Here is a 23,948-nt window from a genome sequence, read left to right as displayed (position 1 = left end):
CGCGGTCAACGTCAAGGCTTGATATAAGCGAACTTTTGCTGTGCTTGCAGATCTGCTAGACGAGCAACTCCCGAGGGAGTAAACGTTGCCTCAAGTACAAACTGATCTTTTTTGAGATTTCTATTTTTGAGTGTGATCTCGCACACCTCAAATACCACACCACGTGAGACAAGTGCGGACACGAGTGGTGCGTACTCTGCCTTGGATTTTTTATCCTGTGCACCATCCATCACAAGATCAACACCATTGGCGTGCATGACGACAGTAATTTTGGTGCTTGGCGCGACATCAAGATGATTGCGAATATTTCTGAGACCTTTGAGTCCTTGTGCTTCAGCATCATCAACGTGGTAGACGACCTTGTTTGGCTCAGGGGTATAAGCTTTCTGGGCAAAGATAGGCGCTGACGTTAAACCCAGCACGATGCTGATGCAAAGCGAGAAGAGTGATTTTTTCATGAGTTATCCTGCCATGCCTGGGTTATTGGATGCGCCTTTGATCACAGGCGTGTTGGGCGCTTTTGCTGCGACAGTTTTAATTTGTCGAAGATAAGTGGCCATGACATCCCAGATGGGCTCGCCGCCAGCGTCACGTGCAGCTTCGGAGACAGGTGCCCAGCCAGCAACTTTGTATGTTTTCGAAGCCTCAATTGGCTTGTCACCCAAGCGCATATCCGAAATCCGGTTGCCAGCAGAGGCGGTAGGATCAATGGTGTATTGCATGCCACCGACACGGACCATGTCGCCGCCCTGCTGATAATAGGGGTCTGGATTAAAGAGATTGTCTGCAACGTCTTCGAGTACGGTCTTGATCATTTCGCCACTCATGGGCGTCATGGTGGTGTATGGATAGGTGATGGCTGTCTGATCGAGCAAGTGCTCCATCGTGATCGCTTGCCCAGGCAAAATCGAGGTGCCCCATCTAAAGCCTGGAGAGAACGCGATCTCCGCGCCTTTCATGTTGATCAGGCCATCCACAATCAGTTGATCAAAGGTTCCGTTGAAATTGCCACGGCGATATAAGGTGCCCTCAGCGGTAGCAAGTTTTTCATTGAGCTTGGTTTCAAAGGGGGCACGAATTTTGGTGATGAGCGCATCCATCGGCTTGTCAGCAGGGATGAGATCTGCGAAAACAGGCAAGAGGCGGTATCTAAAGTCAGAGACTTTGCCGTTTTTGACGTCGAAGTCGAGCACGCCTAGGAACTTGCTATTCGAGCCTGCATTGGTGACGAGCGTCACGCCGCCCGGATTGGTGACCTTGACGGGAACGGGGACGCCATCGTGGGTGTGGCCACCCATAATCGCGTCAATGCCGCGGACACGACTCGCCATTTTGAGGTCTACATCCATTCCGTTGTGAGACAGCACGACCACAACTTGAGCACCTTTGGAGCGCGCAAGATTGACCGTTTTTTGCATGTTCTCTTCGTCGATGCCAAACGACCAGTTTTCAACGAGGTAACGTGGGTTGGCGATCGGCGTATATGGGAAGGCTTGTCCGATAATTGCGACAGGGATCCCATTCATTTCACGCATGACAAAAGCATCAAAAACAGGATCTTCAAAATCCGTGGTCTTGATATTTTGCGCGACAAAATTAACTTTGCCGGCGAAATCTTTTTCGACAATTTCCTTTACGCGTTCTTCGCCGAGTGTCATTTCCCAGTGTGCGGTCATGATGTCTACGCCGAGTGCGAGACACGCGTCGACCATGTCCTGACCTTTGGTCCACAGGGCGGTGCCAGAACCTTGCCAAGTATCGCCGCCATCCAACAGAAGCGCTCCGGGACGACTGGCACGGACTTGTTTGACTAAGGTCGCTAAATGCGCAAAACCGCCAACTTTTCCATATTGCAACGCTGCTTTGTCAAAGTCGAGATAGGTCAAGGCATGGGCTTCATGTGTGCCAGGTTTGATGCCATAAAACTTTAGGAACGCATCGCCCACGAGGTGAGGAGGTTTACCAAATTGTGAGTCAAACCCTAAATTGACATTGGGCTCACGAAAGTAAATGGGTTTGAGTTGTGCGTGGCAATCAGTAAAGTGCATCAGATGTACGTTGCCGAACTTCGGCAGGTCATACAAAGTCGTTGCCGCTTGTGCACGACTTGTTCCAGACCCCAGCGAAAGGCCCGCAGCAGATGCGATGGCCATTAGCTGGACAAATTCACGACGACTCATACCCATTTTGTGCTTCCTTGTAGCGTAATACTTGCGAACTCTTTTGTTACTTGTTAACGGGAGAGGCGGGATCTAACAAAAGTGCCATCACGTCTTTCATTTGTTGTTCCGTCAACAAATTGAAATGCGCCATGCGAGGCATATTGCTACAAGCGTTATAGGCTTTCGAATTGTTGATCCGGTTCCAGGTGTAAACCAAGATGGGCTCACTATTGCCACGTGTTTTACCGTAGGCCAAGAGTGAAGGACCAATAGTGCCGTAAGAGATTTCTTCTTTTGTGATTTGGTGACAGTTGTAGCAACCCCCGCCATTCACTGTTTTCAGAGTGTCACTCCACGTGGCACCTCGACCGCTTTGGGCAACCTTTTCGCCTGCCTTCCAGTCTCCGAGATACTTGCCATCCGAAGGTGGTTTGATCTCAGCTAGAGCTGCTTTTTGCAGTGCTTCCGCTTTCTTTTGGCCTTCTGCACTCGTGCGGAATTTCTCATCCGAGCATAACGCCTGGAATTCATCTTGCTTGATGCGATCCAGTTTGGCGATGCCTTGTTCGCGGAAACTGCGATCCATCACGGCTTGTACAGCAGGGTCAATTTGTTGTGCAAAGCTTGCGGGAGCGGCTGATAGCATCAGCAAGCTTGTTCCAATGCTTAGGCCGAGTGTTTTAAATGTTATTTTCATTTCTGTGCTCCCTCGATTAGCGCTTCAAACCGGGCGTCTGAATCGTGCCGCCGTTCGCAGTGTTCGCCATAAAGACCGAAAGTGCGATGGTGGCATCAGAGCCGTAGATTGGGAAAGGCATGCGTTGCTGACGGTAGCAATCATTCAGTCGTTGTTGCATAGTCCAAAAAGTACCACTTGAAACACGGTAGGCAGGCCAGCTACCCCAACCCTCTGCAGCACCTTTCTGTTTGGTCAGGTTAGGCAAATCTTGCATACGGATACGTTGATTGTCGACAGCGTGGCAAGAGGCACAAGAAAAGTCCATAGGACCGCCTTGAAGATAAAAAATCTTTTCGCCTAGTGCGAGCATTTCTTTTTCTTTTGGATGCGTCGCGGACACATTGATTTTCATCCCTTTCGATTGCGTCACGACGTAGGCGACGATTGCCTCGAGGTTTTTGCGAACCCCTTTGCCAAATGAGCCTTTGACGATATCCGCTTCGGGGATACCTTGGAGCGTACTCATGCAAGTCATCAGGCGAGACTCGAGATCCTGTACCCGATCGGTATCTTTAAAGTAGCGCGGCAGCTGAGCAGAGGCGCCGCTGACTACACCTGGGCCCAAACCTAAATCGCACTTTTCTAAGCTGGCATTTTTAGGACCTGCCGGTTTTGCCCACAGCTCTTCGCCTTCGGCTTCGTAAAGCTCAGAAGGATTGCCGTCCGCAAGCATACGACGATACTCAGCCAGCTGGTCAGACGCTGATTGCGCGTAAACAATCGATGTCGCACCGATTAGGCTTGCTAAAAGCCCTGTAAGTACATACCGTTTCATGGAGTGTCTCCTGTATCGCCAACATGCAAAGGATGGCCTCAAGGCTCCTCCTTTGCATCGGCGCATTTGTTATTTGATATCGGTTTTGTCGGTACGGGTTTCGCCCTTGTTATCGACCCAAGTCACGCTCATAGCGTCGCCTTTCTTTGCGGAGCCTTTAAGTTTGAAATGTAGGAAGGGATCTTTTGACACTGCAGGTCCGAACTGTGCGCTGTAAACGACTTTATCGCCAATTTTTGCTTCGACAGTTGAAATAAACCATGCAGGAATGGTGGTGCCTTCGGGTGTCTTGCGTTGACCTGTTTCCATGTCATGTTTCATCAGAACACGGACGTCAACAACGCCATCTTTTTCTGTTGCACGTATGCGCATTGGACTTGCCATGATTAATTCTCCTAGACTATTTCTGTGCCCAGCTTGGGCGAATTGATTTCAATGAGGATGGAATATCAGAGTGGGATGAAAGCAGGTTTAACCGCCACAACCACCAAGAGTGACCTTGACTTCTTTTGAAGCCATCAGCCATTTACCATCAACCTTAGCTAGGGCGTATACGTTTGAAGTTTGTCCCATTTTCACGCGTGTTGAAGCAAAGGCTTCAGCGCCGGCAGGCACAATAAACATTGCAGCCATTGCACTCGGATTTTTTTCAACCAAGATAGCCATTTCCGTTGCTTTCAAGTCTGTCTCCACGCCAACAGGCACGACGGCGCCGTTCTCAGCGATGTCAGGTGCACGCAAGATGACTGCATCAGATTTTTGTGGCGCACCACCACCGAGTACTTTCATGACATCATCAAGTGTCTTGGCTTCGAATGCGGCTTTATTCCATGTCGCGGCTTCAGCTTCGGTCATCAATCCTGCGCTAGCCATTAAGCCAACCAAAGCGGTCATTTGCAGGAGTCTGCGTCGTTGTACGTTCATCATTATTCCTTTGCGGATAGAAATTTAAAAATGTGTTTTTTTATTAAATGGATACTGGATGTTGAGTTTAAGAGCCCGTTAGCATCCATTGCACCAGACGATTGATTTCGGCATCTGGAATTTGGGAATGCGGAGGCATGGGTATTGCGCCCCAAGCACCTGAACCTCCATTTTTAACTTTTGCACTGAGCTTGGCAAGTACATCTTGGTCTTTATACTTTTTGGCTATATCGGCAATCGATGGTCCGACACCTTTTGCTACGGGTGCATGGCAGGCTGCACAATTGTTTTTTGTGAACGCTTGTTGCAGCGCTGCTGAGTCACTTGCTGCCGCAGGTTTTGCTGAAGTTGCCGGTGCAACACCCGTTTGAGCACTCGCCACTTTGGTGACGTAATTCGCGCCTGGTAATGCTTTGAGAGGTGGTTGTGTTGAATCAGCGCCTCGGAAGGGACCAAAAGTACGATTCTGCTCAGCAATATTGTCGTGCGCATTGCGCGCAAAATCAGGCAAGGTCGAGGTGATTTTGACGTCTGTTGCGCAGTTTGTCATGCAAGCTGTGGCCTTGACATCTGGCGTTCCAGAGACCAACCACATGCCATGCTTGGTGGTCATACCGTTGCGATTCGGCATACGCCCTTGAACCTCAGCGATATTTTTGTCGCTGAGTGTGAAGTCCTCAGGCACGATTTCTCCAAGCGCCAAAATATATGCAACAAGCGCATACGTATCATCGGCAGAAAGCGTGCGAGGTGCGTTCCAGGGCATCGCGCGATAGATGTAGTCGTACAGTGTCGAAACAGTCGGGACCTTCATGAGCGTTGTGCGCTGGGGCTGATTTTGAGACGTCAGCGAGGCCACGCGACCTGTTTCTATATCTTTTGCAGATGTCCCGCCAACAATGGGTGTAAACACCTCGTTGGACTCACCAAAAGCGCCGTGACAACTCGCGCATTTTGCTTCCCAGATTTCCTGACCCTGGTCTGCGGTGCCTGAGCCTTTGGGTAGACCTTTGAAGTCAGGTCTGACGTCGATATCCCATGCGGCAACTTCTGCTGGAGTTGCGACGCGGCCAATACCTGTGTATTGAGAAAGATCCTGTGCGTGTACCAGTCCACTTGCTAACGCTAAGGCAGCAAGGCTGGTAATGTTTTTAACCAACTTGTACATTGCTAACCTCTCCGTTTGTGTCGACTTTCCAAGATTGAATGGCATTGTTGTGATAGATGGAGCGTGTGCCGCGCACTTCTCGCAACATTCGAATGGGTGGCTGGACGTACCCTGTTTCATCGATTGCGCGGGATTGCAGGATTGCAGGCTTGCCATCCCATACCCAGTTAATGTTAAAGCGCGTCAGTGCTTTACTCAGGATGGGTGCTTCCATCCGTGCTTCTCGCCAGTTGCGGCCGCCATCGACTGATACATCGACACGTTTGATTTTTCCGCGTCCGGACCACGCAATGCCGCTGATGTTGTAAAAGCCTGTGGTCAGAAGCTGTTGGCCACCTGAGGGGGTGGTGATGACGGATTTGCATTCTTGGATGGAGGTGTACTGTCTGTGCATGCCATCGGGCATGAGATCAATGTAGTGAACCGCCTCATCTTTAGCCGCATACGGCATGTCACCGACTTCAATCCGACGCAACCATTTGACTGAGCTGACACCCTGTACGCCAGGGACCACCAGACGAAGCGGATAGCCATTTTCTGGGCGCAACATTTCACCATTCATCGCCCAAGCAACGATGACATCGTCGCGTGCGATTTCCATGGGAATGGTACGTGTCATGCCTGAGCCATCACCGCCTTCAGCCAGAACGTATTTACCTTTGGTGAAATCCGCGCCGACCATATCGAGCAGTAACGAAAGAGGAATGCCTGTGAACTCACAACAAGAAATCATGCCATGGGTATATTGCACCGTCGGGACGGCAACGTTGCCCCATTCCATACCTGTATTTGCGCCGCACTCAATAAAGTGAATGCGTGAAACAGAGGGCAGGCGCATGAGATCTTCCATGGTAAAAACCATGTCTTTTTTGACAAGACCATTGATCATCAAGCGGTGCTGCGCGGGGTCGATGTCATACCAACCTTGATGATGCCGTTCAAAGTGCAAACCGCTAGGCGTAATCATGCCAAACAGTCCTTGCAGCGGGGTGAAGGCAACTGATGCGGCAGACACGCGTGTCAGTCCTGGTGACTCACGACGTTGCAGATTGGCTTCATATTTTGATGGCATGCCATAAGGCTTGGCAGCAACTGGCTGACCCAGCGTGGTTTGCCAGGGTTGTTTTTGCAAAATGGCTGGGTCGCCTTGTGACGCACGCGCTTGTGGCGCAAGGCTCGTTGCAGCAACGCCCGCAGCCACGGCACCAAAGAAACTATTTCGCAAAAATCCACGACGTGTATCGTCCATGCCTTGCTCTGTCAGTTCAGAAGCAAAGTCCCGCGATAAAAAGTTTTCCGGTGCTTTTTGGAGCTTTCCGGGTTGGAGCGCTAGGTTTTTCGGATTCAGCATAGTGCGTGTTCGCCTGAAACTTTGGTTGGAGTAGGTGTAACCCATTAGCGACAGTCTTATATGGTCTTGTTATAAACTAATGTCGCAAAGTAATAAACAAGTTACTTAATTTTTACTATTAAATAAACTCAGGCATACCCTAATATAGGGAGCAAATAATAGAAATACGCCTTGACAGTAGATAAATATATAACCTTAGTTATAATAATTTAGGAGAGAAGAATGGATTTCGACCATATTCGTGATGTCGAGGCGTTGAGTGGCGTGACACTCCGGACTCGCAGAGAGTTTTTGCGCAACTCCTCTGTTATTGGCATAGGCCTCGGTTTTGCTTCGGTTGCACAACCAACATTTGCTCAGGTTATACAAACCGACTTCACTGGCATCAAAGCAGGTGAGGAAACGATCAAAGATGGGGATATTGAACTATTCGCCTATGTAGCAAGACCGACAAGCAATGCAGATAAATTACCCATTGTCATCATCGCTAGTGAAATTTTTGGTGTTCACGAGCATATTGCGGATGTTGCAAGACGTTTCGCGAAGCTAGGTTATCTTGCGATTGCGCCAGAGTTTTTTACACGAGCGGGTGACCCGACAGCATTGGGCACCATGGCAGAAATCATGACCCAAATCGTTGCTAAAACGCCAGATAAACAAGTCATGGGCGATATTGACATAGCGCTTAAGTGGGCAGGCACCCATGGCGGCGACTTGGGTAGAGTAGGTATCACAGGCTTTTGCTGGGGTGGACGGATCACCTGGCTGGCGTGTGCAAATATTCCACAAATACGTGCTGGCGTTGCGTGGTATGGGCGCCTAGTAGGTGAAAAAAGTGATAATTTTCCAGTCCATCCCGTTGATTTGGCAGCACAAATGAAGGCGCCAGTATTAGGCTTATATGGCGGAAAGGACACAGGGATTAGTTTAGAAACGGTTGAGCAAATGAAAGCTGCTTTGGCTGCAGCAAAAGGTAACAAAGCAGCTGCGGCAAGCAAATTTGAAATCTACCCAGATGCACCACATGCCTTTCACGCAGACTACCGTGCGACGTATCAACCCGGACCGGCCAAAGACGGATGGGCGAAATGCGTTGAATGGTTCAAACAAAATGGTATTTAGAAAAGTCAGATAACGATGTTAAAACGTTAAAAATAAAATGTTGAGGAGTTGGACAATGCGAAAAAAACTTTCACAATCAATCCTGCTGTCTGGCTTGATGGGGCTAGCGCTAAGCGGAGTAGCACAAGCACAAGACATACAAGCCCAGCGTTTGTATAACCAGAGTCTTGCGGCAACGTGTGCAAATTGTCACGGAACGAATGGCGTCAGTGTTCCTGGCGTCACGGTGCCCATGATTAATCAATTGCCTGAGTCAGTCATGTATGAGCGTTTAATGGAATACAAGGCTGGCACACGGACTGGCACAATCATGCCCCAACTCGCCAAAGGCTATACCGACGAACAACTGAAAACGATTGCTAGCGTTCTCGGCAAGAAAAACTAAAGGAGCACAAACATGAATCGTCGACATTTTCTAGGACAAAGCGCAGCGGTTGCAGGTTTGGCTTTTGGTTTAAATGGACAAGCTCAAGCAAGCTCCCTTAAGAGTGCACAGATTGTTGTTGTGGGGGCGGGCTATGGGGGGGCGACTGCTGCCAAGTATCTGAGACTGCTGTCAAACAATACGGCGCAAGTCACTTTGATTGAACCCAATCCCCAGTTCATTTCATGCCCAATGTCCAACTTGGTCGTGGGCGGTTCGCGTCAGTTGAGTGAGCTCTCAGTTCAATACGCGGGCCTTGAAAAAAATCACGGTGTGAAAATGGTCAAAGACTCGGTTGCGAGTATTGATCGTGAAAAGAAAACTGTACAACTCGCTTCAGGCCAGACGGTGAAGTACGACAAGCTTGTTCTGTCACCCGGCATCGGCTTGATGATGGATAAAATCGAAGGTCTCGATGCCGCTAATAAAGCCGGAGTAACACTTCAGGCATGGAAAGCGGGTCCTGAAACTGTCGCATTACATAAACAAATCGCAGAGATGAAAGATGGTGGTGTGTATGCCTTGAGCATCCCGCTCGCACCGTATCGTTGCCCTCCTGGACCCTATGAGCGTGTGTGTCAGGTTGCAAACTATCTAAAGAAAAACAAACCTAAATCAAAGGTGTTGGTGTTCGACGCTAACCAAGACGTGACATCAAAAGGCAAGTTGTTTAAAGAGGCTTGGGCAAAGCTTTATCCAGGCATCATTCAATATATGCCTGAGCACAATGTGACAGCGATCGATGCAAAAACGCGCACCATTAAATTTGAGGTGCAAGATGATGTAAAAGCCGATGTGCTAAATATTTTGCCTCCAATGAGTGCAGGAGACTTGGTTGTAAAGTCAGGCTTGGCTGATGCGAATGGCCGCTGGTCAAATGTCAATTTCTTGAACTTTGAATCTGTTGCCGCAAAAGATATTCATATCATTGGCGACTCTATACAGATTGCACCTGCGATGCCTAAGTCAGGGCATATGGCGAATCAACATGCAAAGGTCACGGCTGCCGCAATCATTGCGGAGTTGAGTGGTTTTGCGATTAATCCACAACCTGTGCTGACCAACACTTGCTACAGTTTTGTCAACGATACAGATGTTGTGCATGTGGCGAGTGTTCACCAATATGTTGCGGCTGAAAAAACGTTTAAAACCGTTCCTGGTTCAGGTGGTTTGTCGCCTGCACCAACCGCACTTGAGGGAACTTACGCCTGGGGTTGGGCAAAAAATATTTGGGCAGATAGTTTGGTTTAAAAACAGACACTTTTAAACCGAAGCCTAAAAAACAAAAAAGCTGTCAGGTGAAAACCTGACAGCTTTTTTAATCTATGGTGCCGGAGAAAGGAATCGAACCCTCGACCTTCTCATTACAAGTGAGCTGCTCTACCAACTGAGCTACTCCGGCATTCAGACCTAAAGGTCAAAAACTTCAACAACGGACAGAATTATAAATGATTTGTGGAAAACGTTCTTGAGATATTCACTATTTGACGATAGAAAGTTTTGGACGCTTATTTTCAGGTGGTTTTGGTCCATCTGTGTCAGGCGAAACAGTCTCGTCTTGTCGAGCAAGATCGAAGCTTTCTGAGGGCTCTATAGATGAAGTTGAAGGTTCAGCTTCAAAGCCCATCCCCGCACCCGTTTCGCGCGCATAAATCGCTACGATATTTGCGATCGGTACGTAGAGATTTTCGGTGATACCACTAAATCTGGCCTGAAACTCAACAGCCTCGTTACCGATTACAAGTCGATTGGTTGCCAGCGCACCAATATTGAGCGTGATCTGTCCATCGCGCACATGTGCGGGCGGGACCAGGGTGTTTGCATCAACCTGCACAACAATCTGGGGAGTGTAGCCATTGTCCGTACACCATTCGTGCAAAGCACGAAGCATGTACGGTTTCGTGGATGATTCAGCCATGATGGAGGCGCTTAACGGCGCATAACCTTTTCAGACGGTGTCAATGCTTCGATGTAAGCCGGGCGGGAAAAAATACGCTCGCCATATTTTTGGATGGGCGCAGCTGTTTTAGGCAACTCAATGCCGTAATGATCTAAACGCCACAAGAGCGGGGCCATAGCCACGTCAAGCATCGTGAACTCTTCGCCGAGCATATATTTGTTTTTGAGTAACAATGGCGCGAGTTGTGACAAACGATCGCGAACAGCGGCGCGTGAGATATTCAGGCGTTTCTCATCACCACGGATAGATCTGTCTTCGAGTGCGGCAACGTGAACAAACAGTTCTTTTTCAAAGTTATACAAGAACAGTCTCGTCCGAGCACGCATCACAGGATCAGCAGGCATCAGCTGGGGGTGAGGAAAACGCTCATCGATATATTCATTGATGATGTTTGACTCATACAAAATCAGGTCGCGCTCAACCAAAATCGGCACCTGACCATAAGGATTCATGACAGAAATGTCTTCGGGCTTGTTGTACAAGTCGATGTCACGGATTTCAAAATCCATACCCTTTTCGAACAACACAAAGCGGCAGCGATGTGAGAAAGGGCAGGTGGTTCCGGAGTAAAGGACCATCATGATGGATATCCGTCCTAAAAATTAATACTGATAGAAAAAGCAAAAAGCCAGCGTCTACGACTGCAGACGCTGGCCCAAGTCAACAACTTATTTAACGTGTTTCCAGAACGAAGCGTTCAGGCGCCAAGCAATCAAGAAAAAGATTCCGAGGAACAGCAACACCCAGACACCAATCTGTTTGCGCTTTTGCTGGATAGGCTCTGCCATCCAAGTCATAAAGCCGGTCAGATCAGCCATGTCACGATCATAGGCGGCTGCACGCTGTGGATCTAGGGGTTTAAATTTGTGCTCAACCGATGGCTTACCAGTGTAATTGGCGAGCGGCTCCGCCTTGGAGGCAACATAACCTGCTGCATCATAGGTCGTCACAATACGCTCCCAGCCTGCTGGTTTGCCAGCTTGTGCAGGTGTTTTGTGTGTGGTGGTCACTGTCATTTCGCGCTGGCCCTGACGCTCCCACAAGACGTGGGGCATGCCTGCATTGGGGAAGGCTAAGTTGTCCCAACCCGTTGGCTTGCTCGTGTCACGATAAAAAGTGCGAAGGTAGGTGTAGATGTAATCAGAACCTGTTGGTCCAGCATTGATGGATTTAGCACGTGCCATCAAGGACAAATCTGGTGGCGCTGCGCCGAACCATGTTTTGCCATCTTTGACAGAAACTGAACCCATCATTAAGTCACCAACTTTTTCACCAGTGAACAACAAGCTTTCACGGATCTGTTGGTCAGTGAGACCAATATCCTTGAGCTTGTTGTAGCGCATGGCGGAAGCGCTGTGACAGTTTAGGCAGTAGTTCACGAATAGCTTCGCACCGTTTTGGAGAGAGGCAACATCGTTGATGCGATCTGGTGCGCGCTCAAGCGGGAAGTCTCCGCCAGCGGCGGAGGCGCCAGTGCATGTGATCACTAGGGCAAGAGCACAAAGCAGCTTCTTGATCATGGTCATTCCGTAAATAAAGTTAAGCTCAATGTGCGTGGAACGTGACACGGTCAGGGACCGGTTTGAATGTTCCAAGGCGACTCCAGACAGGCATCAGCAAGAAGAAACCCAAATAAATGAGTGTTCCGATTTGCGACATCAAATTAAAAATGTCGGTCGGAGCTTGCGTACCCAAATAGCCCAGCACAATAAAGTTTACAAAGAAGATGCCGTAAAGCACCTTGTGCCAGCTAGGACGATAGCGAATCGACTTGACTGGGCTGTAATCGAGCCAGGGGAGGAAGAACAGCAGGACAACAGCGCCGCCCATGGCAACAACACCCCAGAACTTGGCATCGATCGCGCGCAGCAAGACTGCTACAACGAGTAACGCAACTGGAACAATCAGTTTGGCTAAGCCCTTGGTTTTGAAAAACATCACAATGGCTGCCAGAACAGCGGCACCGGCCAGCACCCAAGTAAAGTCGTCCGTTGTCGCACGCAACATCGAATAGAAAGGCGTGAAATACCAGACAGGTGCAATGTGCAGCGGCGTCTTCAGCGGATCAGCAGGCAAGAAGTTGTTGAACTCCAGGAAATAGCCACCCATTTCAGGCGCAAAGAAAATAATCGCCATGAAAATAATAAAGAAACCAGCCACGCCCAAAATGTCATGAACGGTGTAGAAAGGATGGAAAGGGATGCCATCCAAAGGACGGCCATGCTTGTCCTTTTTGGCTTTGATATCCACGCCGTCGGGGTTGTTGGAGCCCACTTCATGCAAGGCAATCACGTGTGCAGCTACCAATCCCAACAGCACCAGAGGAATGGCAATAACGTGAAAGGCAAAGAAGCGATTCAGTGTGGCATCGGACACAACATAGTCGCCGCGAATCCAGATTGAAAGCTCAGGGCCAATAAAAGGGATGGCTGAAAACAGGTTCACGATCACCTGAGCACCCCAGAAGGACATTTGTCCCCAAGGCAGGAGGTAACCAAAAAACGCTTCGGCCATCAGGCACAAGAAAATGCCAACACCAAAAATCCAGACGAGTTCGCGGGGCTTACGGTATGAGCCGTAAATCAGCGCGCGGGTCATGTGCAGGTAAACCACAACAAAAAACATTGAGGCGCCTGTTGAGTGCATGTAGCGGATAAACCAGCCGCCTGGCACTTCGCGCATGATGTACTCGACGGACTGGAATGCAAACTGGGCATCAGGCTTGTAGTGCATGACGAGGAAAATACCCGTCACAATCTGCATGACAAGCACCAGCAGAGAGAGTGAACCAAAGAAATACCAAAAATTGAAATTTTTGGGTGCGTAGTACTCGGACAAATGTGCTTTGTAGCTAGACGTCAGCGGAAAGCGACGGTCTATCCATCCTAGCAGTCCGGTCGTTTCGACGGTTTTTTCGCCAGCCATGAAACGGCTCCTTTACTTAATCAGTGTCGCGATGTGCGTTGTTAATCAAAGACCGATCAGGCCTTGTTGCTTTCGTCCACACCGATAATGATTCGGGTGTCGCTTAGGTACTGGTAGGGCGGAACTTCGAGATTGTCTGGAGCCGGTTTGTTTTTATACACACGACCGGCCATATCAAACGTCGAACCGTGGCATGGGCACAAAAAGCCACCATCCCAGTTGTTGGGCAGGCTGGGCTGCGGGCCCGTTTGAAACTTCGGCGTAGGCGAGCAGCCCAGGTGCGTACAAATGCCTACTGTGACGAAAAGTTCAGGCTTGCGTGAACGCCACTCATTTTTCGCGTAAGGCGGTGTAACGCCTGGACGATTGGAGTCCGGGTCGGCAAGATCTGGGTCGTTTTGCTTGAGCGTACCAAGCTGCTCTTTGGTGCGGTGAATGACCCAGACGGGTTTTCCGCGCCATTCAACTGTACGCATCTCGCCCGGGGCAATGGAGCTGATGTCGAGCTCGACAGGAGCACCAGCAGCGCGGGCCTTTTCAGAAGGCGCAAACGTGCTTACGAAGGGAACAGCTAACGCAGCTCCGGCGACACCACCTACAGCACAGGTTGTGCCGATCCAGAAGCGGCGCGAAGGGTCGGAGGGCAGGGTTGGGGGAACCGCACCATCGTCATCATGCACAATCGAATCCTGACTCATCTTGCTATCCTTATTGCAGCCAACGCGGTCGAGTGCACGCGTTGCAGACTGGTTTACACCAAACTTGTTACAAATTTTCTAACCTCTTATTATAGCCCCACGACGAACACACTTCCATCAGGGGAATCAAGAAATGAGTCAAGCACGTGGATTTTTAAAGGAATTTCGGGCCTTTGCCGTCCGTGGCAACATGGTAGACCTCGCAATTGGTGTCATTGTGGGAGCTGCCTTTAGCAAAATTGTTGATTCTTTAGTCAAAGACATCATTATGCCGATCGTGAACTTTCTGGTCGGTGGCGCGATGGATTTCAGTAATAAATTTTTCGTCCTGTCACGGCCAGCGGACTACGCAGGCCCAGAAACGTACGCGGACTTGACCAAAGCGGGTGCGACTATTTTCGCTTGGGGAAATTTTGTCACGATCGTGATTAATTTTGTTTTGCTCGCATTCGTGATTTTTTGGATGGTCAAAGTCATCAATAAGGCGCGTAGCAAAATGGACCTGGAGGCAGAGGCCGTGGCGCCTAAAATCCCGGAGGATGTCCTACTTTTGCGCGAAATTCGCGATTCTTTAAAGAAATAGGTGGCGGACGGTCTAATTTAGACTGGATTGTCGATGTCTACAAAATCGACTCGAACGCCAAACTCTTTTTCGATGGCAGCGCCGAGCGCTTGCACACCGTAACGCTCAGTGGCATGGTGACCGGCACTGATAAAGCCGACACCTGCCTCGCGCGCCAAGTGCACGGTTGGCTCAGAGATCTCGCCGGTAATAAAGACTTGGGCACCCGCATCAATGGCATGGGTCATCATGCTTTGGGCTGCACCCGTGCACCAGGCGAGTCGATGCGCAGGCATATCAGGGTCTCCGATGATTTGGGGCGTGCGACCTAAGGCGCGTTCAACATTCGCCGCTACCTCTCCAAGGGTCGTGGAGCCGTGCATCTGGCCTAACCAAATCAGGTTGCCAGGTCCAGCGGTCGCTGGCGTAGGGGTGAGCTTGAGAACGCGCGCAAGTTGAGCATTGTTTCCAAGTTCAGGATGGGCATCGAGCGGCAGGTGAAACGCAAGCAAATTAATATTTTTTGACATTAAGCTCGCGAGCCGAGTCTTGCGGATACCTGTAATGCGCGTGTCTTCGCCTTTCCAGAACCATCCGTGATGGACGAGCAAGGCATCTGCCCCTCGCTCGATTGCAACATTGATCAAGGCTTGGCTAGCCGTCACTCCCGTCACGATATGGGAAATCGACGCTGCGCCCTCAACTTGTAAACCATTAGGACAGTAATCGCTAAAAGACGAAACATTGAGCTTGGTATCGAGCCAAGCACAGAGCTCGCGAGTTGCAATCGATTTCATATCATCTCAAATGCAGCAAATGCGAAAGCTTACCCTTGTGTGGGTGAGCCGTCCAATGTTGCATTTGAAGTTTCTTTTGAGTCGGCTGGATGTGCGACAAAAAGATTTTCGGCTTGCGTCAAAAGGGGTTGGCGAATCGAAGGCTGTAAATGATAAAAAACCTCTTGGAGTCGCGCCTCATCCTCATCGGCAGTGTAAAACCAGCTGACAGGCATTTTTAGAATTTCGGCGACTCTACACATGAGCTGGTAGTCAGGGGAGTGTTTGCCCCGCTCGTACTGGTTCATTCGGGCGCTGGCAGACATTGGATCAATTCCGGCCAGCTTGCCGAGTTTTTCTTGCGATAGTCCTGCACGGAGGCGGGCTTGTTTGAGACGGTGAGCGAGCACAGTGGTCCCTTTGGAGTTCTTGCGAAAAGAATATAAAAACAAAATTACAGTTCTACAAGAGATGAAACCCGTAGTGAATGCAAAATTGTTAAATTTGGAATCGCCAAAAGATATACCTTTCCACTCTCCTTCACAACATATTTGTTGTAAGTAAAGTTGAGTACCCATGGTAGGAAAAGGTAAACAAAGGTACTAAACCACACAGATACATACGCTTTAGGCACTATCTCGCGTATGTTTGCAGGAGATAGCAGATCAAACTATTTCAGCTTGTGGAATCAGGGGTATCGGTTTTTGTTTCTTCGGAGCGGGGTTTGATGCCACGCGCCAACAAAATGCCTACTTCGTACAGGACACACAAGGGAACAGCGAGTAAGAACTGGCTGACGACATCTGGCGGTGTCACTACAGCGGCGATGATAAAGGCACCGACAATGACGTAACCACGGGACTGTTGAAGCTGGGCAATCGTGACAATTCCCATGCGGACTAGCAAAATGACAGCGACAGGGACTTCGAAAGTAATGCCAAACGCTAAAAACATAGTCATGACAAAGCCAAGATAAGCTTCGATATCAGGCGCTGGCGTGATGGACTCTGGTGCAAACGAGGCAATAAAGCTGAAAACAGTTTTGAAAACGACAAAATAACAAAAGGCCATGCCCGCTAAAAAAAGCAACGAACTGGAGATAATGAGCGGGAGGGCAAGTTTTTGTTCATGCCGGTAAAGACCGGGGGCTACAAAAGCCCAAACCTGATAAAGCACAACAGGTAAAGAGATGACAAAGGCCGCCATCATTGTGACTTTGACCGGCACCATAAAGGGCGTGATGACCCCTGTTGCAATCATGCGCGTGCCTTCAGGTAAGGAGGCCAGCATCGGGGCAGCCAACAAATCATAAATCACGGATGCGCCGGGATAGATAAAAAGGGCAATGAACACAACCAGCATCGTGCCAACCGCGCGCAAAAGGCGTGAGCGCAGTTCGATGAGGTGTGACATAAAACTATCACCGCCTTGGGCGGTTTCGTGCGATGGGTCTTCAGTGCTCAAGATTTTGATCCGGGCGAAGTCTCTGGAATGGCTGCGCTCGCCTTAGGAGTGACCGAGGTTAGTTCATTTGCGCGCACAGCATCGATTTCAAGTTGAGCAGGTTGCTGTGGAGGCGCGGACACAAGAGGAGTCGAAGCGACCGCAGTCGCGGCAGAGTCGGGATTTGGGAGCGGCGTTGTACCGGGGTCAGGAGTACCGAGTGGTGTTTTGAGCTCGTTGAAGGTCGACATGGTCGACTGTTCAAAGGCTTCAAGCGGTTGGCGCAAGGCGGTCTCAGTATTTTGCAGACTTGACTGAACGCTTTGCGCAGCATCTTGCATCTGCTCTTTGAGTTTGCGCAACTCATCGAGCTCGACCTCGCGTTGAATATCTGACTTGATATCGCCGACATAACGCTGCGCGCGGCCAACGAGGTGGCCGATTGTGCGAGCAACTTTTGGTAAGCGTTCAGGGCCAATCACGACGAGCGCAATCACCCCGATCACGAGTAATTCAGTAAAGCTGATGTCAAACATGGTAGTAACAGGGCCAGATGGACTCAGCTAAAAGGAAAACAAAAGAGGCGTTCAATGTGAGCTAGTTTTTTCTTTAGCTTGCACATCAATCGTTTCGTTTGAAGCCACGCGTTGGGCAGGCGCTGCTTCAGCAGCCGTTGTGGTGGCGTCAGCTTCTTTAGCGTTAGGGTCTTTCATCCCTTCTTTAAAGCCTTTGACAGCACCACCGAGATCAGCACCAATGTTGCGAATCTTTTTGGTGCCAAACACCAACGCAACGATGACTAAAACAATTAACCAATGCCAGATACTAAATGCGCCCATGACGGTTCTCCGAATCAGGCAACGGTAGGTGCAGGCCCTTTCCAAGGCCGACTTCCACCGTAAATATGAAAATGAAGGTGTAAAACCTCTTGACCACCCTCGACACCAGAATTGGTCATCAGGCGAAAGCCGCCAGACGGTCCAGGATTACAACCATTGTCGAGTGCAATTTGAGGCACCTTTGATAGCATTCTACCTAACCAAACGCTATCTTCGGGATTAATCTCTTGCATTGAGACAATATGACGTTTCGGGATCATCAGCAAATGGACCGGCGCTGCTGGGTTGATGTCATGAAAGACCAAGCAATCCTCGTCCTCATAGACGATTTTCGCTGGTAATTCGTGCCGCACAATCTTGCAAAAAATGCAGTGTTCGCTCATGAAATCTTTAGGTCCTCAAGGGGTTTTTAGGCGCGAAGCTTTTTCTTGCAGCCCAGAGATGCCTTCGCGACGTGCTAATTCTGCCATGACTTGCTCAGGACGGAGTCCATTTTCAGTCAACACAACTAAGCAGTGAAACCAGAGGTCTGCCATTTCAGACACAATGCGCTCTGGCTGCTGATCTTTGGCTGCCATGACAAGCTCTGTTGCCTCTTCGCCGATCTTTTTTAGTGCGGCATCAGGACCTTTGGAGAACAGTTTCGCGACATATGAGGCTGTCGGATCACCCCCGCGACTCGGCAGGCGTGTTTCTAAAAGGTCGGATATGCGAGCAAGCACAGCCTCTGAAGCATCAGTCATGGCGTGGTCTTTATTCATTTGTAAATGAGTTCGGGGTCTTTGAGAATAGGATCCACCACGACCCACTGTGAGCGTGGTTCGGCTCCTCGGTCTGAGACACTATCCAATCGACGATAGAAACAACTCGCTCGCCCTGTGTGACAGGCGATGGCACCAATTTGCTCGACCTTCAAGAGCAGGACATCGCCATCACAATCTAAACGTAGCTCCAGGAGTCGTTGAACGTGTCCAGACTCTTCGCCTTTACGCCATAAACGGCTGCGTGAGCGAGACCAAAAAACAGCTCGTCCAGTCGAAACCGTCTCGGCAAGAGCGTCCGCATTCATCCACGCGACCATCAAAATATCGCCAGTTTGCGCATCTTGGGAAATAGCGGGAATCAGGCCTTGTGCGTCAAAGTGTACTTCTTGAATCCACGCAGGCAGTTGAGGTGTGGTCATCTCAGCACATCCTGACAGGGATGCCCTGACGCGCCATGAATTCTTTTGCTTGTCCCACGGTGTATTCGCCGTAATGAAAAATGCTCGCGGCCAGCACAGCACTCGCACCACCCAGGGTGACGCCATCTGCAAGATGCTGGAGATTGCCCACGCCTCCTGAGGCAATCACAGGAACGGAGACGGCGTCCGAAACTAATCGAGTGAGTTCCAGATCAAATCCTGATTTGGTCCCATCGCGGTCCATGCTAGTCAGTAAAATTTCACCTGCGCCGTATTCGGCCATCTTGCGTGCCCATGCGACCGCATCTATGCCAGTCCCACGGCGCCCGCCGTGCGTAAAGACTTCCCAGCGTGGCGTTTCACTGTCGGCCACGCGTCGTGCATCGATGGCCACCACAATGCATTGCGAACCATGGTAATCCGAAGCAGCGCGCACCAGATCAGGATTGGCAACAGCCGCGCTATTCATGGAGATCTTGTCGGCGCCTGCGCTCAGGAGTCGCTGAATGTCACTGACTTGACGCACACCACCGCCAACTGTCAAGGGAATGAAAACTTGCGAGGCTACTTTTTCAATAATCGGGAGGATCAGATCACGGCCATCACTGGTGGCGGTAATATCCAAAAAGGTCAGCTCGTCGGCGCCCTGCTCGTTGTAGCGATGCGCGATCTCCACAGGGTCGCCAGCGTCCATCAGTTGAACAAAGTTCACGCCCTTGACGACGCGACCTGCCGTCACATCCAGACATGGAATGATTCGACGTGTCAGTTCGCTGAGTGTGTTGGGCGTTTGCAGAGCGGTCATGGCTGGAGTTCGTCCGCTCGCTTTTGCGCCGCTTCAAAGTCGAGCGTACCTTCGTAAATGCTGCGCCCTAAAATGGCGCCTTCGACGCCTTCGTCCTGAACGGCGCAAAGCGCATCAATATCACGCAAATCTGTGACACCACCAGACGCGATCACGGGAATGCGCACATGCTGGGCTAAGCGCACGGTGGCTTCGATATTGACGCCAGAGAGCATGCCATCACGACCGATGTCGGTGTAGATGATTGCTTCGCAGCCATAATCTTCAAACTTTTTCGCAAGATCGCTGACATCGTGTTTAGTAAGTTTGCTCCAGCCGTCTGTCGCGACTTTTCCGTCACGCGCATCAAGGCCTACGATGATGTTGCCAGGAAACGCTCCGCAGGCATCATGTAAAAAGCCTGGGTTTTTGACCGCAGCGGTGCCGATGATGACGTAAGAAATACCAAAATCTAGGTAGCGTTCGATCGTATCAAGATCACGAATACCACCGCCGATTTGCACGGGGATATCGTCGCCTACCGCGGCGACGATTGCCTTGATGAGTGCTTCGTTTTTGGGTTTGCCAGCGACTGCGCCATTGAGGTCGACCAAGTGCAGGCGTCGGGCGCCGCGCTCAAGCCAGTGTGTGGCCATTGCTGTCGGGTCTTCGGAGAAAATGGTCGCATCATCGAGATCGCCTTGGCGAAGTCTGACACATTGTCCGTCTTTGAGATCAATTGCGGGGATCAGCAGCATATCGTTTGTGATCAGTCACTGTTAGGTTGTTAAGGTTGCCAGTCTACAAAATTCCTGTAAAGACGCAAACCATGGTCTGCACTTTTCTCAGGATGAAACTGTACGGCAAAGATGTTGTCTTGGGCGACAGCGCAAGTGAAGGGCCCGCCATAATGGCTTTCACCTACTGTTAGCGCAGCGTCAGTTGGTGCTGCGTAATAGCTGTGAACAAAGTAAAAGGGCGTTGCATCAGGAATACCTGCCCATAGTTTGTGCGCGCGCACTTGATGAACAGGATTCCAGCCCATGTGAGGGACTTTTAAGCGATCGGCATGGTCGTTGGCGCCAGAAGTGGGGGCGTCGAACGCAGGCCCTTTAAAGCGGCGAACTTCGCCTTTGAAGAGGCCAAGACTCGTGGTGTTGCCTTCTTCGCTGCGCTCAAACAACATCTGCTCGCCAACGCATACGCCGAGAAGTGGTTTGTTGGCGGCGGCACGTAACACTGCTTGACGCAAACCTGCTTCGTCCAGTGTGCGGATGCAGTCCGCCATTGCGCCTTGCCCTGGAAAGACGACGCGATCGGCCGCGTCAATTTCAGACGCGAGCTTACACAGGCGAATATCAGCTTCTGGAGCAGCATGACGCAGCGCGCGCTCAACAGAGTGATAGTTCCCCATGCCGTAATCGACAATGGCAATCGAGGTCATGACTTAGAGCACACCTTTGGTGGAGGGCACAATACCCGTGCTTCGCGGATCAAGCTCAAGCGCCATACGAAGTGCGCGACCCGTTGCTTTAAAGATAGTTTCACACTGGTGGTGCGCATTGACGCCACGTAAGTTATCGATATGCATGGTGATCAGGGCATGATTGACTAAGCCTTGAAAAAACTCAATGGTCAGATCGACATCAAAGTCGCCAACGCGTGCACGCGTAAAAGGGACATGAAACTGCAAACCGGGACGCCCTGAAAAATCTACGACGACACGAGAAAGTGCTTCGTCCAGTGGAACGTATGCGTGTCCGTAACGACGCATGCCAGCCTTGTCACCGACCGCTTTAGCAAGCGCCATACCCAAGGTAATGCCAACGTCCTCGACAGTGTGGTGGGCATCAATATGCAGATCGCCCTCGGCGTGCACCTCAAGATCGATGAGGCCGTGACGTGCAATCTGGTCCAGCATATGGTCCAGAAAAGGCACGCCCGTATTGAGTTTCTGGACGCCTGTGCCGTCTAGATTGACCGCAACGCGGATACGCGTTTCGTTGGTATTACGGATAATTTCTGCGGTACGCATGATATGGACTCGGATGTACTCAGATCGTAGGAGTGTCTATTGTATGTTGGTCAAGCGATAACGGGCGCTGGCAGCATGCGCATGCAGACCTTCACCAAGCGCCAGTTCGTTTGCCACTTTGCCAAGCGTTTGCGCGCCGGCAGCAGAAACATGAATCAGGCTTGAGCGTTTTTGAAAGTCATAGACGCCTAACGGCGAGGAAAATCGCGCTGTCCGCGAGGTGGGTAAGACGTGATTCGGACCCGCACAATAGTCGCCGAGGGACTCGGAGCTATGTCGCCCCATGAAAATAGCACCCGCGTGACGCAGTGAGGGCAACCATTCATCTGGATGCTCACAGGAGACTTCAAGGTGTTCAGGAGCAATGTTGTTGCTGATCTCGCAGGCCTCTTGGAGGTCACGGACCAAAATCAAGGCGCCACGGTCACGCAGGCTCGTGCGGATGATATCGGCGCGAGGCATGGTCGGTAATAGTTTTTCAATGGAAGCCTCAACAGCGTCCAAATATTGAGCGTCAGGACATAAAAGGATTGCCTGTGCGAGTTCATCGTGCTCGGCTTGCGAGAAAAGATCCATCGCAATCCAGTCTGCAGGCGTTTTGCCGTCGCAGATGACCAAAATCTCACTGGGGCCAGCAATCATATCGATGCCAACCGTCCCGAAAACACGTCGTTTGGCTGCGGCGACATAGGCATTGCCGGGACCAACGATTTTGTCGACCGCTGGGATGGTCGCCGTACCGTAAGCAAGCGCACCAACTGCCTGCGCGCCGCCAATGGCGAAACAGCGGTCTACCCCAGCAATCGCGGCTGCAGCGAGCACCATGGCATTGCGTTGGCCTCCGGGTGTTGGCGTGACCATGATGACTTCGCTGACGCCGGCAACCTTGGCTGGAATGGCGTTCATTAGAACGGAAGAGGGGTATGAGGCTTTGCCACCGGGCACATATAGGCCGACGCGGTCAAGAGGGGTGATTTGTTGACCAAGGCGCGTGCCGTCAGGTTCAGTGTAGGACCAGCTTTCTTGTAATTGGTGCGCGTGATAGGCCCGCACCCGCTGTGCAGCGATTTCCAACGCCTCGCGCTGGGCGGCTGGTAATGTTGCCAGCGCGGACTCCCAGTCGCGGCGAGGAATTTCTAACTCAGGCACGTGATCGACCATCACCTTGTCAAATTGGCGCGTATATCGCAGCAAGGCGGCATCGCCTTCGCGGCGCACCTGTTGCAAGATGCTCGCGGCTGCGGCATCGATGGCGTCATCTTGCTCGGCATCGAAAGCCAGCAATTTGGAAAGGGTAGCTTGAAACTCAGGGTCGCGTGAGTCCAGACGGGTGATTGTGCGCATCATCAAAGAGCCCCTCTTTTGAAGGGGTCATCAAAACAAGTAGGTCACTATCATGCCACAGAGCTTGCGCTTGCACGCTCAAAGGCATCCAGCAAAGGCTGTAATTCGGCATGGCGGGTCTTAAGGGCGGCGCGGTTGACGACCAATCTCGAGGAGATCGGCATGATGTCTTCAACGGCGACTAAGTCGTTGGCTTTAAGCGTATTGCCAGTCGATACTAGGTCCACGATTGCATCGGCCAGACCAACCAAGGGCGCAAGCTCCATGGAACCGTAAAGCTTAATCAGATCAACGTAGACACCTTTTGCAGCAAAGTGCTCCCGGGCTGCAGCCGTGTATTTTGTCGCAACCCGAAGGCGCGCCCCCTGTTTGACCGCCGCAGCATAGTCAAAGCCATTGCGAACGGCTACGGCAAGACGGCATTTGGCGATATTGAGGTCAATGGGTTGATACAGTCCGCCTGGATGTTGAGCGGCATGTTCAATCAGTACATCCTTGCCAGCGATACCGAGATCGGCCGCACCATATTCGACATAGGTTGGCACATCAGAAGCACGCACGATAATTAGGCGCAAGCTCGGATCACTTGTACCAATAATCAGTTTGCGCGACTTTTCAGGATTTTCACTGACAGTGATGCCAGCCGCTTCGAGTAAGGGCAGGGTTTCTTCAAAAATGCGCCCCTTGGACAAGGCCATGGTCAGAGGGCGCGAACGTGCGTCGGTGCTCATGCG

At 50.8% G+C, this 23,948-nt stretch carries 31 protein-coding genes and 1 tRNA gene; 4 read left to right on the top strand and 28 right to left on the bottom strand.

Annotated features, from left to right (window positions below):
• Positions 1 to 11: 11 nt before the first annotated feature.
• The 8 genes from WBJ47_RS07430 to soxC form a co-directional block, all read right to left on the bottom strand.
• On the bottom strand, positions 12 to 458 hold the full coding sequence (locus tag WBJ47_RS07430; RefSeq protein WP_422242947.1) for a DsrE family protein: 447 nt from the start codon (positions 456 to 458) through the stop codon (positions 12 to 14).
• Positions 459 to 461: 3 nt separating this feature from the next.
• The gene (gene soxB / locus WBJ47_RS07425) at positions 462 to 2,180 is read right to left on the bottom strand and encodes a thiosulfohydrolase SoxB (protein ID WP_422242946.1); all 1,719 of its coding nucleotides are present in this window, start codon (positions 2,178 to 2,180) and stop codon (positions 462 to 464) included.
• 46 nt (positions 2,181 to 2,226) lie between these two features.
• Positions 2,227 to 2,859: a sulfur oxidation c-type cytochrome SoxX gene (gene soxX, locus WBJ47_RS07420; protein WP_422242945.1), complete on the bottom strand. Its 633-nt coding sequence runs from the start codon at positions 2,857 to 2,859 to the stop codon at positions 2,227 to 2,229.
• A gap of 16 nt (positions 2,860 to 2,875) precedes the next feature.
• Complete coding sequence (gene soxA, locus WBJ47_RS07415; protein ID WP_422242944.1) at positions 2,876 to 3,676, bottom strand: sulfur oxidation c-type cytochrome SoxA; 801 nt, start codon at positions 3,674 to 3,676, stop codon at positions 2,876 to 2,878.
• A 69-nt stretch (positions 3,677 to 3,745) separates the two neighbouring features.
• A complete protein-coding gene (gene soxZ, locus WBJ47_RS07410; RefSeq protein ID WP_422242943.1) occupies positions 3,746 to 4,060 on the bottom strand; it encodes a thiosulfate oxidation carrier complex protein SoxZ in 315 nt (104 codons plus the stop codon).
• An 87-nt stretch (positions 4,061 to 4,147) separates the two neighbouring features.
• Positions 4,148 to 4,600 carry a thiosulfate oxidation carrier protein SoxY gene (soxY, locus tag WBJ47_RS07405; protein ID WP_422242988.1) on the bottom strand — a complete coding sequence of 151 codons (453 nt, stop codon included), beginning with the start codon at positions 4,598 to 4,600 and terminating at the stop codon, positions 4,148 to 4,150.
• Between the two features lie 67 nt (positions 4,601 to 4,667).
• Positions 4,668 to 5,768 carry a c-type cytochrome gene (locus WBJ47_RS07400; RefSeq protein WP_422242942.1) on the bottom strand — a complete coding sequence of 367 codons (1,101 nt, stop codon included), beginning with the start codon at positions 5,766 to 5,768 and terminating at the stop codon, positions 4,668 to 4,670.
• Entirely contained in the window at positions 5,752 to 7,119 is a 1,368-nt protein-coding gene (gene soxC, locus WBJ47_RS07395; protein ID WP_422242941.1) for a sulfite dehydrogenase, read from the bottom strand. The genes WBJ47_RS07400 and soxC overlap by 17 nt, the downstream gene beginning before the upstream one ends.
• 222 nt (positions 7,120 to 7,341) lie before the next feature.
• On the opposite strand from soxC, the gene WBJ47_RS07390 reads away from it, so the two are divergent.
• The 3 genes from WBJ47_RS07390 to WBJ47_RS07380 are packed head-to-tail and all read left to right on the top strand — an operon-like array spanning position 7,342 to position 9,916.
• A complete protein-coding gene (locus tag WBJ47_RS07390) occupies positions 7,342 to 8,241 on the top strand; it encodes a dienelactone hydrolase family protein (RefSeq protein ID WP_422242940.1) in 900 nt (299 codons plus the stop codon).
• 55 nt (positions 8,242 to 8,296) lie between these two features.
• Complete coding sequence (locus tag WBJ47_RS07385) at positions 8,297 to 8,626, top strand: c-type cytochrome (RefSeq protein WP_422242939.1); 330 nt, start codon at positions 8,297 to 8,299, stop codon at positions 8,624 to 8,626.
• 12 nt (positions 8,627 to 8,638) lie between these two features.
• On the top strand, positions 8,639 to 9,916 hold the full coding sequence (locus tag WBJ47_RS07380) for an FCSD flavin-binding domain-containing protein (RefSeq protein WP_422242938.1): 1,278 nt from the start codon (positions 8,639 to 8,641) through the stop codon (positions 9,914 to 9,916).
• A 75-nt stretch (positions 9,917 to 9,991) separates the two neighbouring features.
• On the opposite strand, the gene WBJ47_RS07375 is transcribed toward WBJ47_RS07380, so the two are convergent.
• The 6 genes from WBJ47_RS07375 to petA form a co-directional block, all read right to left on the bottom strand.
• Positions 9,992 to 10,067: transfer RNA gene (locus WBJ47_RS07375), tRNA-Thr, on the bottom strand.
• Positions 10,068 to 10,145: 78 nt separating this feature from the next.
• On the bottom strand, positions 10,146 to 10,583 hold the full coding sequence (locus WBJ47_RS07370) for a ClpXP protease specificity-enhancing factor (protein ID WP_422242937.1): 438 nt from the start codon (positions 10,581 to 10,583) through the stop codon (positions 10,146 to 10,148).
• An 11-nt stretch (positions 10,584 to 10,594) separates the two neighbouring features.
• Entirely contained in the window at positions 10,595 to 11,206 is a 612-nt protein-coding gene (locus tag WBJ47_RS07365; protein WP_422242936.1) for a glutathione S-transferase N-terminal domain-containing protein, read from the bottom strand.
• An 87-nt stretch (positions 11,207 to 11,293) separates the two neighbouring features.
• Entirely contained in the window at positions 11,294 to 12,151 is an 858-nt protein-coding gene (locus WBJ47_RS07360; protein ID WP_422242987.1) for a cytochrome c1, read from the bottom strand.
• Positions 12,152 to 12,170: 19 nt separating this feature from the next.
• Entirely contained in the window at positions 12,171 to 13,550 is a 1,380-nt protein-coding gene (locus WBJ47_RS07355) for a cytochrome b (RefSeq protein ID WP_422242935.1), read from the bottom strand.
• Positions 13,551 to 13,606: 56 nt separating this feature from the next.
• Positions 13,607 to 14,248, bottom strand: coding sequence for a ubiquinol-cytochrome c reductase iron-sulfur subunit (gene petA, locus WBJ47_RS07350; protein WP_422242934.1), 642 nt, complete (start codon positions 14,246 to 14,248; stop codon positions 13,607 to 13,609).
• A 133-nt stretch (positions 14,249 to 14,381) separates the two neighbouring features.
• On the opposite strand from petA, the gene mscL reads away from it, so the two are divergent.
• Entirely contained in the window at positions 14,382 to 14,831 is a 450-nt protein-coding gene (gene mscL / locus WBJ47_RS07345) for a large conductance mechanosensitive channel protein MscL (protein ID WP_422242933.1), read from the top strand.
• A gap of 17 nt (positions 14,832 to 14,848) precedes the next feature.
• Here mscL and WBJ47_RS07340 read toward each other — a convergent pair whose 3' ends face one another.
• From WBJ47_RS07340 to hisG, 14 genes are all read right to left on the bottom strand, one after another.
• Positions 14,849 to 15,607, bottom strand: a complete 759-nt coding sequence (locus WBJ47_RS07340) for a Nif3-like dinuclear metal center hexameric protein (RefSeq protein WP_422242932.1) — start codon at positions 15,605 to 15,607, stop codon at positions 14,849 to 14,851.
• A gap of 29 nt (positions 15,608 to 15,636) precedes the next feature.
• A complete protein-coding gene (locus WBJ47_RS07335; protein WP_422242931.1) occupies positions 15,637 to 15,996 on the bottom strand; it encodes a helix-turn-helix domain-containing protein in 360 nt (119 codons plus the stop codon).
• A gap of 265 nt (positions 15,997 to 16,261) precedes the next feature.
• Positions 16,262 to 16,999: a twin-arginine translocase subunit TatC gene (gene tatC, locus WBJ47_RS07330; RefSeq protein WP_422242986.1), complete on the bottom strand. Its 738-nt coding sequence runs from the start codon at positions 16,997 to 16,999 to the stop codon at positions 16,262 to 16,264.
• A gap of 47 nt (positions 17,000 to 17,046) precedes the next feature.
• Positions 17,047 to 17,565, bottom strand: coding sequence for a Sec-independent protein translocase protein TatB (gene tatB / locus WBJ47_RS07325; protein WP_422242930.1), 519 nt, complete (start codon positions 17,563 to 17,565; stop codon positions 17,047 to 17,049).
• 51 nt (positions 17,566 to 17,616) lie between these two features.
• Positions 17,617 to 17,868, bottom strand: a complete 252-nt coding sequence (tatA, locus tag WBJ47_RS07320) for a Sec-independent protein translocase subunit TatA (protein WP_422242929.1) — start codon at positions 17,866 to 17,868, stop codon at positions 17,617 to 17,619.
• A 14-nt stretch (positions 17,869 to 17,882) separates the two neighbouring features.
• Positions 17,883 to 18,251, bottom strand: a complete 369-nt coding sequence (locus tag WBJ47_RS07315) for a histidine triad nucleotide-binding protein (protein WP_422242928.1) — start codon at positions 18,249 to 18,251, stop codon at positions 17,883 to 17,885.
• A gap of 15 nt (positions 18,252 to 18,266) precedes the next feature.
• The gene (locus WBJ47_RS07310; RefSeq protein ID WP_422242927.1) at positions 18,267 to 18,611 is read right to left on the bottom strand and encodes a phosphoribosyl-ATP diphosphatase; all 345 of its coding nucleotides are present in this window, start codon (positions 18,609 to 18,611) and stop codon (positions 18,267 to 18,269) included.
• Positions 18,612 to 18,625: 14 nt separating this feature from the next.
• Positions 18,626 to 19,051 carry a phosphoribosyl-AMP cyclohydrolase gene (gene hisI, locus WBJ47_RS07305; RefSeq protein WP_422242926.1) on the bottom strand — a complete coding sequence of 142 codons (426 nt, stop codon included), beginning with the start codon at positions 19,049 to 19,051 and terminating at the stop codon, positions 18,626 to 18,628.
• A gap of 1 nt (position 19,052) precedes the next feature.
• The gene (hisF, locus tag WBJ47_RS07300) at positions 19,053 to 19,856 is read right to left on the bottom strand and encodes an imidazole glycerol phosphate synthase subunit HisF (protein WP_422242925.1); all 804 of its coding nucleotides are present in this window, start codon (positions 19,854 to 19,856) and stop codon (positions 19,053 to 19,055) included.
• Positions 19,853 to 20,593 (bottom strand): 1-(5-phosphoribosyl)-5-[(5-phosphoribosylamino)methylideneamino]imidazole-4-carboxamide isomerase, encoded by a 741-nt coding sequence (gene hisA, locus WBJ47_RS07295; protein WP_422242924.1) that lies wholly within the window; start codon positions 20,591 to 20,593, stop codon positions 19,853 to 19,855. Before hisA ends, hisF begins: the two co-directional genes overlap by 4 nt.
• A 29-nt stretch (positions 20,594 to 20,622) precedes the next feature.
• Positions 20,623 to 21,279, bottom strand: coding sequence for an imidazole glycerol phosphate synthase subunit HisH (gene hisH / locus WBJ47_RS07290; protein ID WP_422242923.1), 657 nt, complete (start codon positions 21,277 to 21,279; stop codon positions 20,623 to 20,625).
• A gap of 3 nt (positions 21,280 to 21,282) precedes the next feature.
• Complete coding sequence (gene hisB, locus WBJ47_RS07285; protein ID WP_422242922.1) at positions 21,283 to 21,870, bottom strand: imidazoleglycerol-phosphate dehydratase HisB; 588 nt, start codon at positions 21,868 to 21,870, stop codon at positions 21,283 to 21,285.
• Between the two features lie 36 nt (positions 21,871 to 21,906).
• Positions 21,907 to 23,214 carry a histidinol dehydrogenase gene (hisD, locus tag WBJ47_RS07280; protein WP_422242985.1) on the bottom strand — a complete coding sequence of 436 codons (1,308 nt, stop codon included), beginning with the start codon at positions 23,212 to 23,214 and terminating at the stop codon, positions 21,907 to 21,909.
• A 50-nt stretch (positions 23,215 to 23,264) separates the two neighbouring features.
• A complete protein-coding gene (hisG, locus tag WBJ47_RS07275; RefSeq protein ID WP_422242921.1) occupies positions 23,265 to 23,945 on the bottom strand; it encodes an ATP phosphoribosyltransferase in 681 nt (226 codons plus the stop codon).
• Positions 23,946 to 23,948: the final 3 nt, after the last annotated feature.

The sequence above is a fragment of the Zwartia sp. genome, assembly GCF_049655405.1.
Lineage (GTDB): Bacteria > Pseudomonadota > Gammaproteobacteria > Burkholderiales > Burkholderiaceae_B > Zwartia.
The sequence above is the reverse complement of the archived record's forward strand: the minus strand, read 5'-3'. Positions and strand labels throughout refer to the sequence as shown.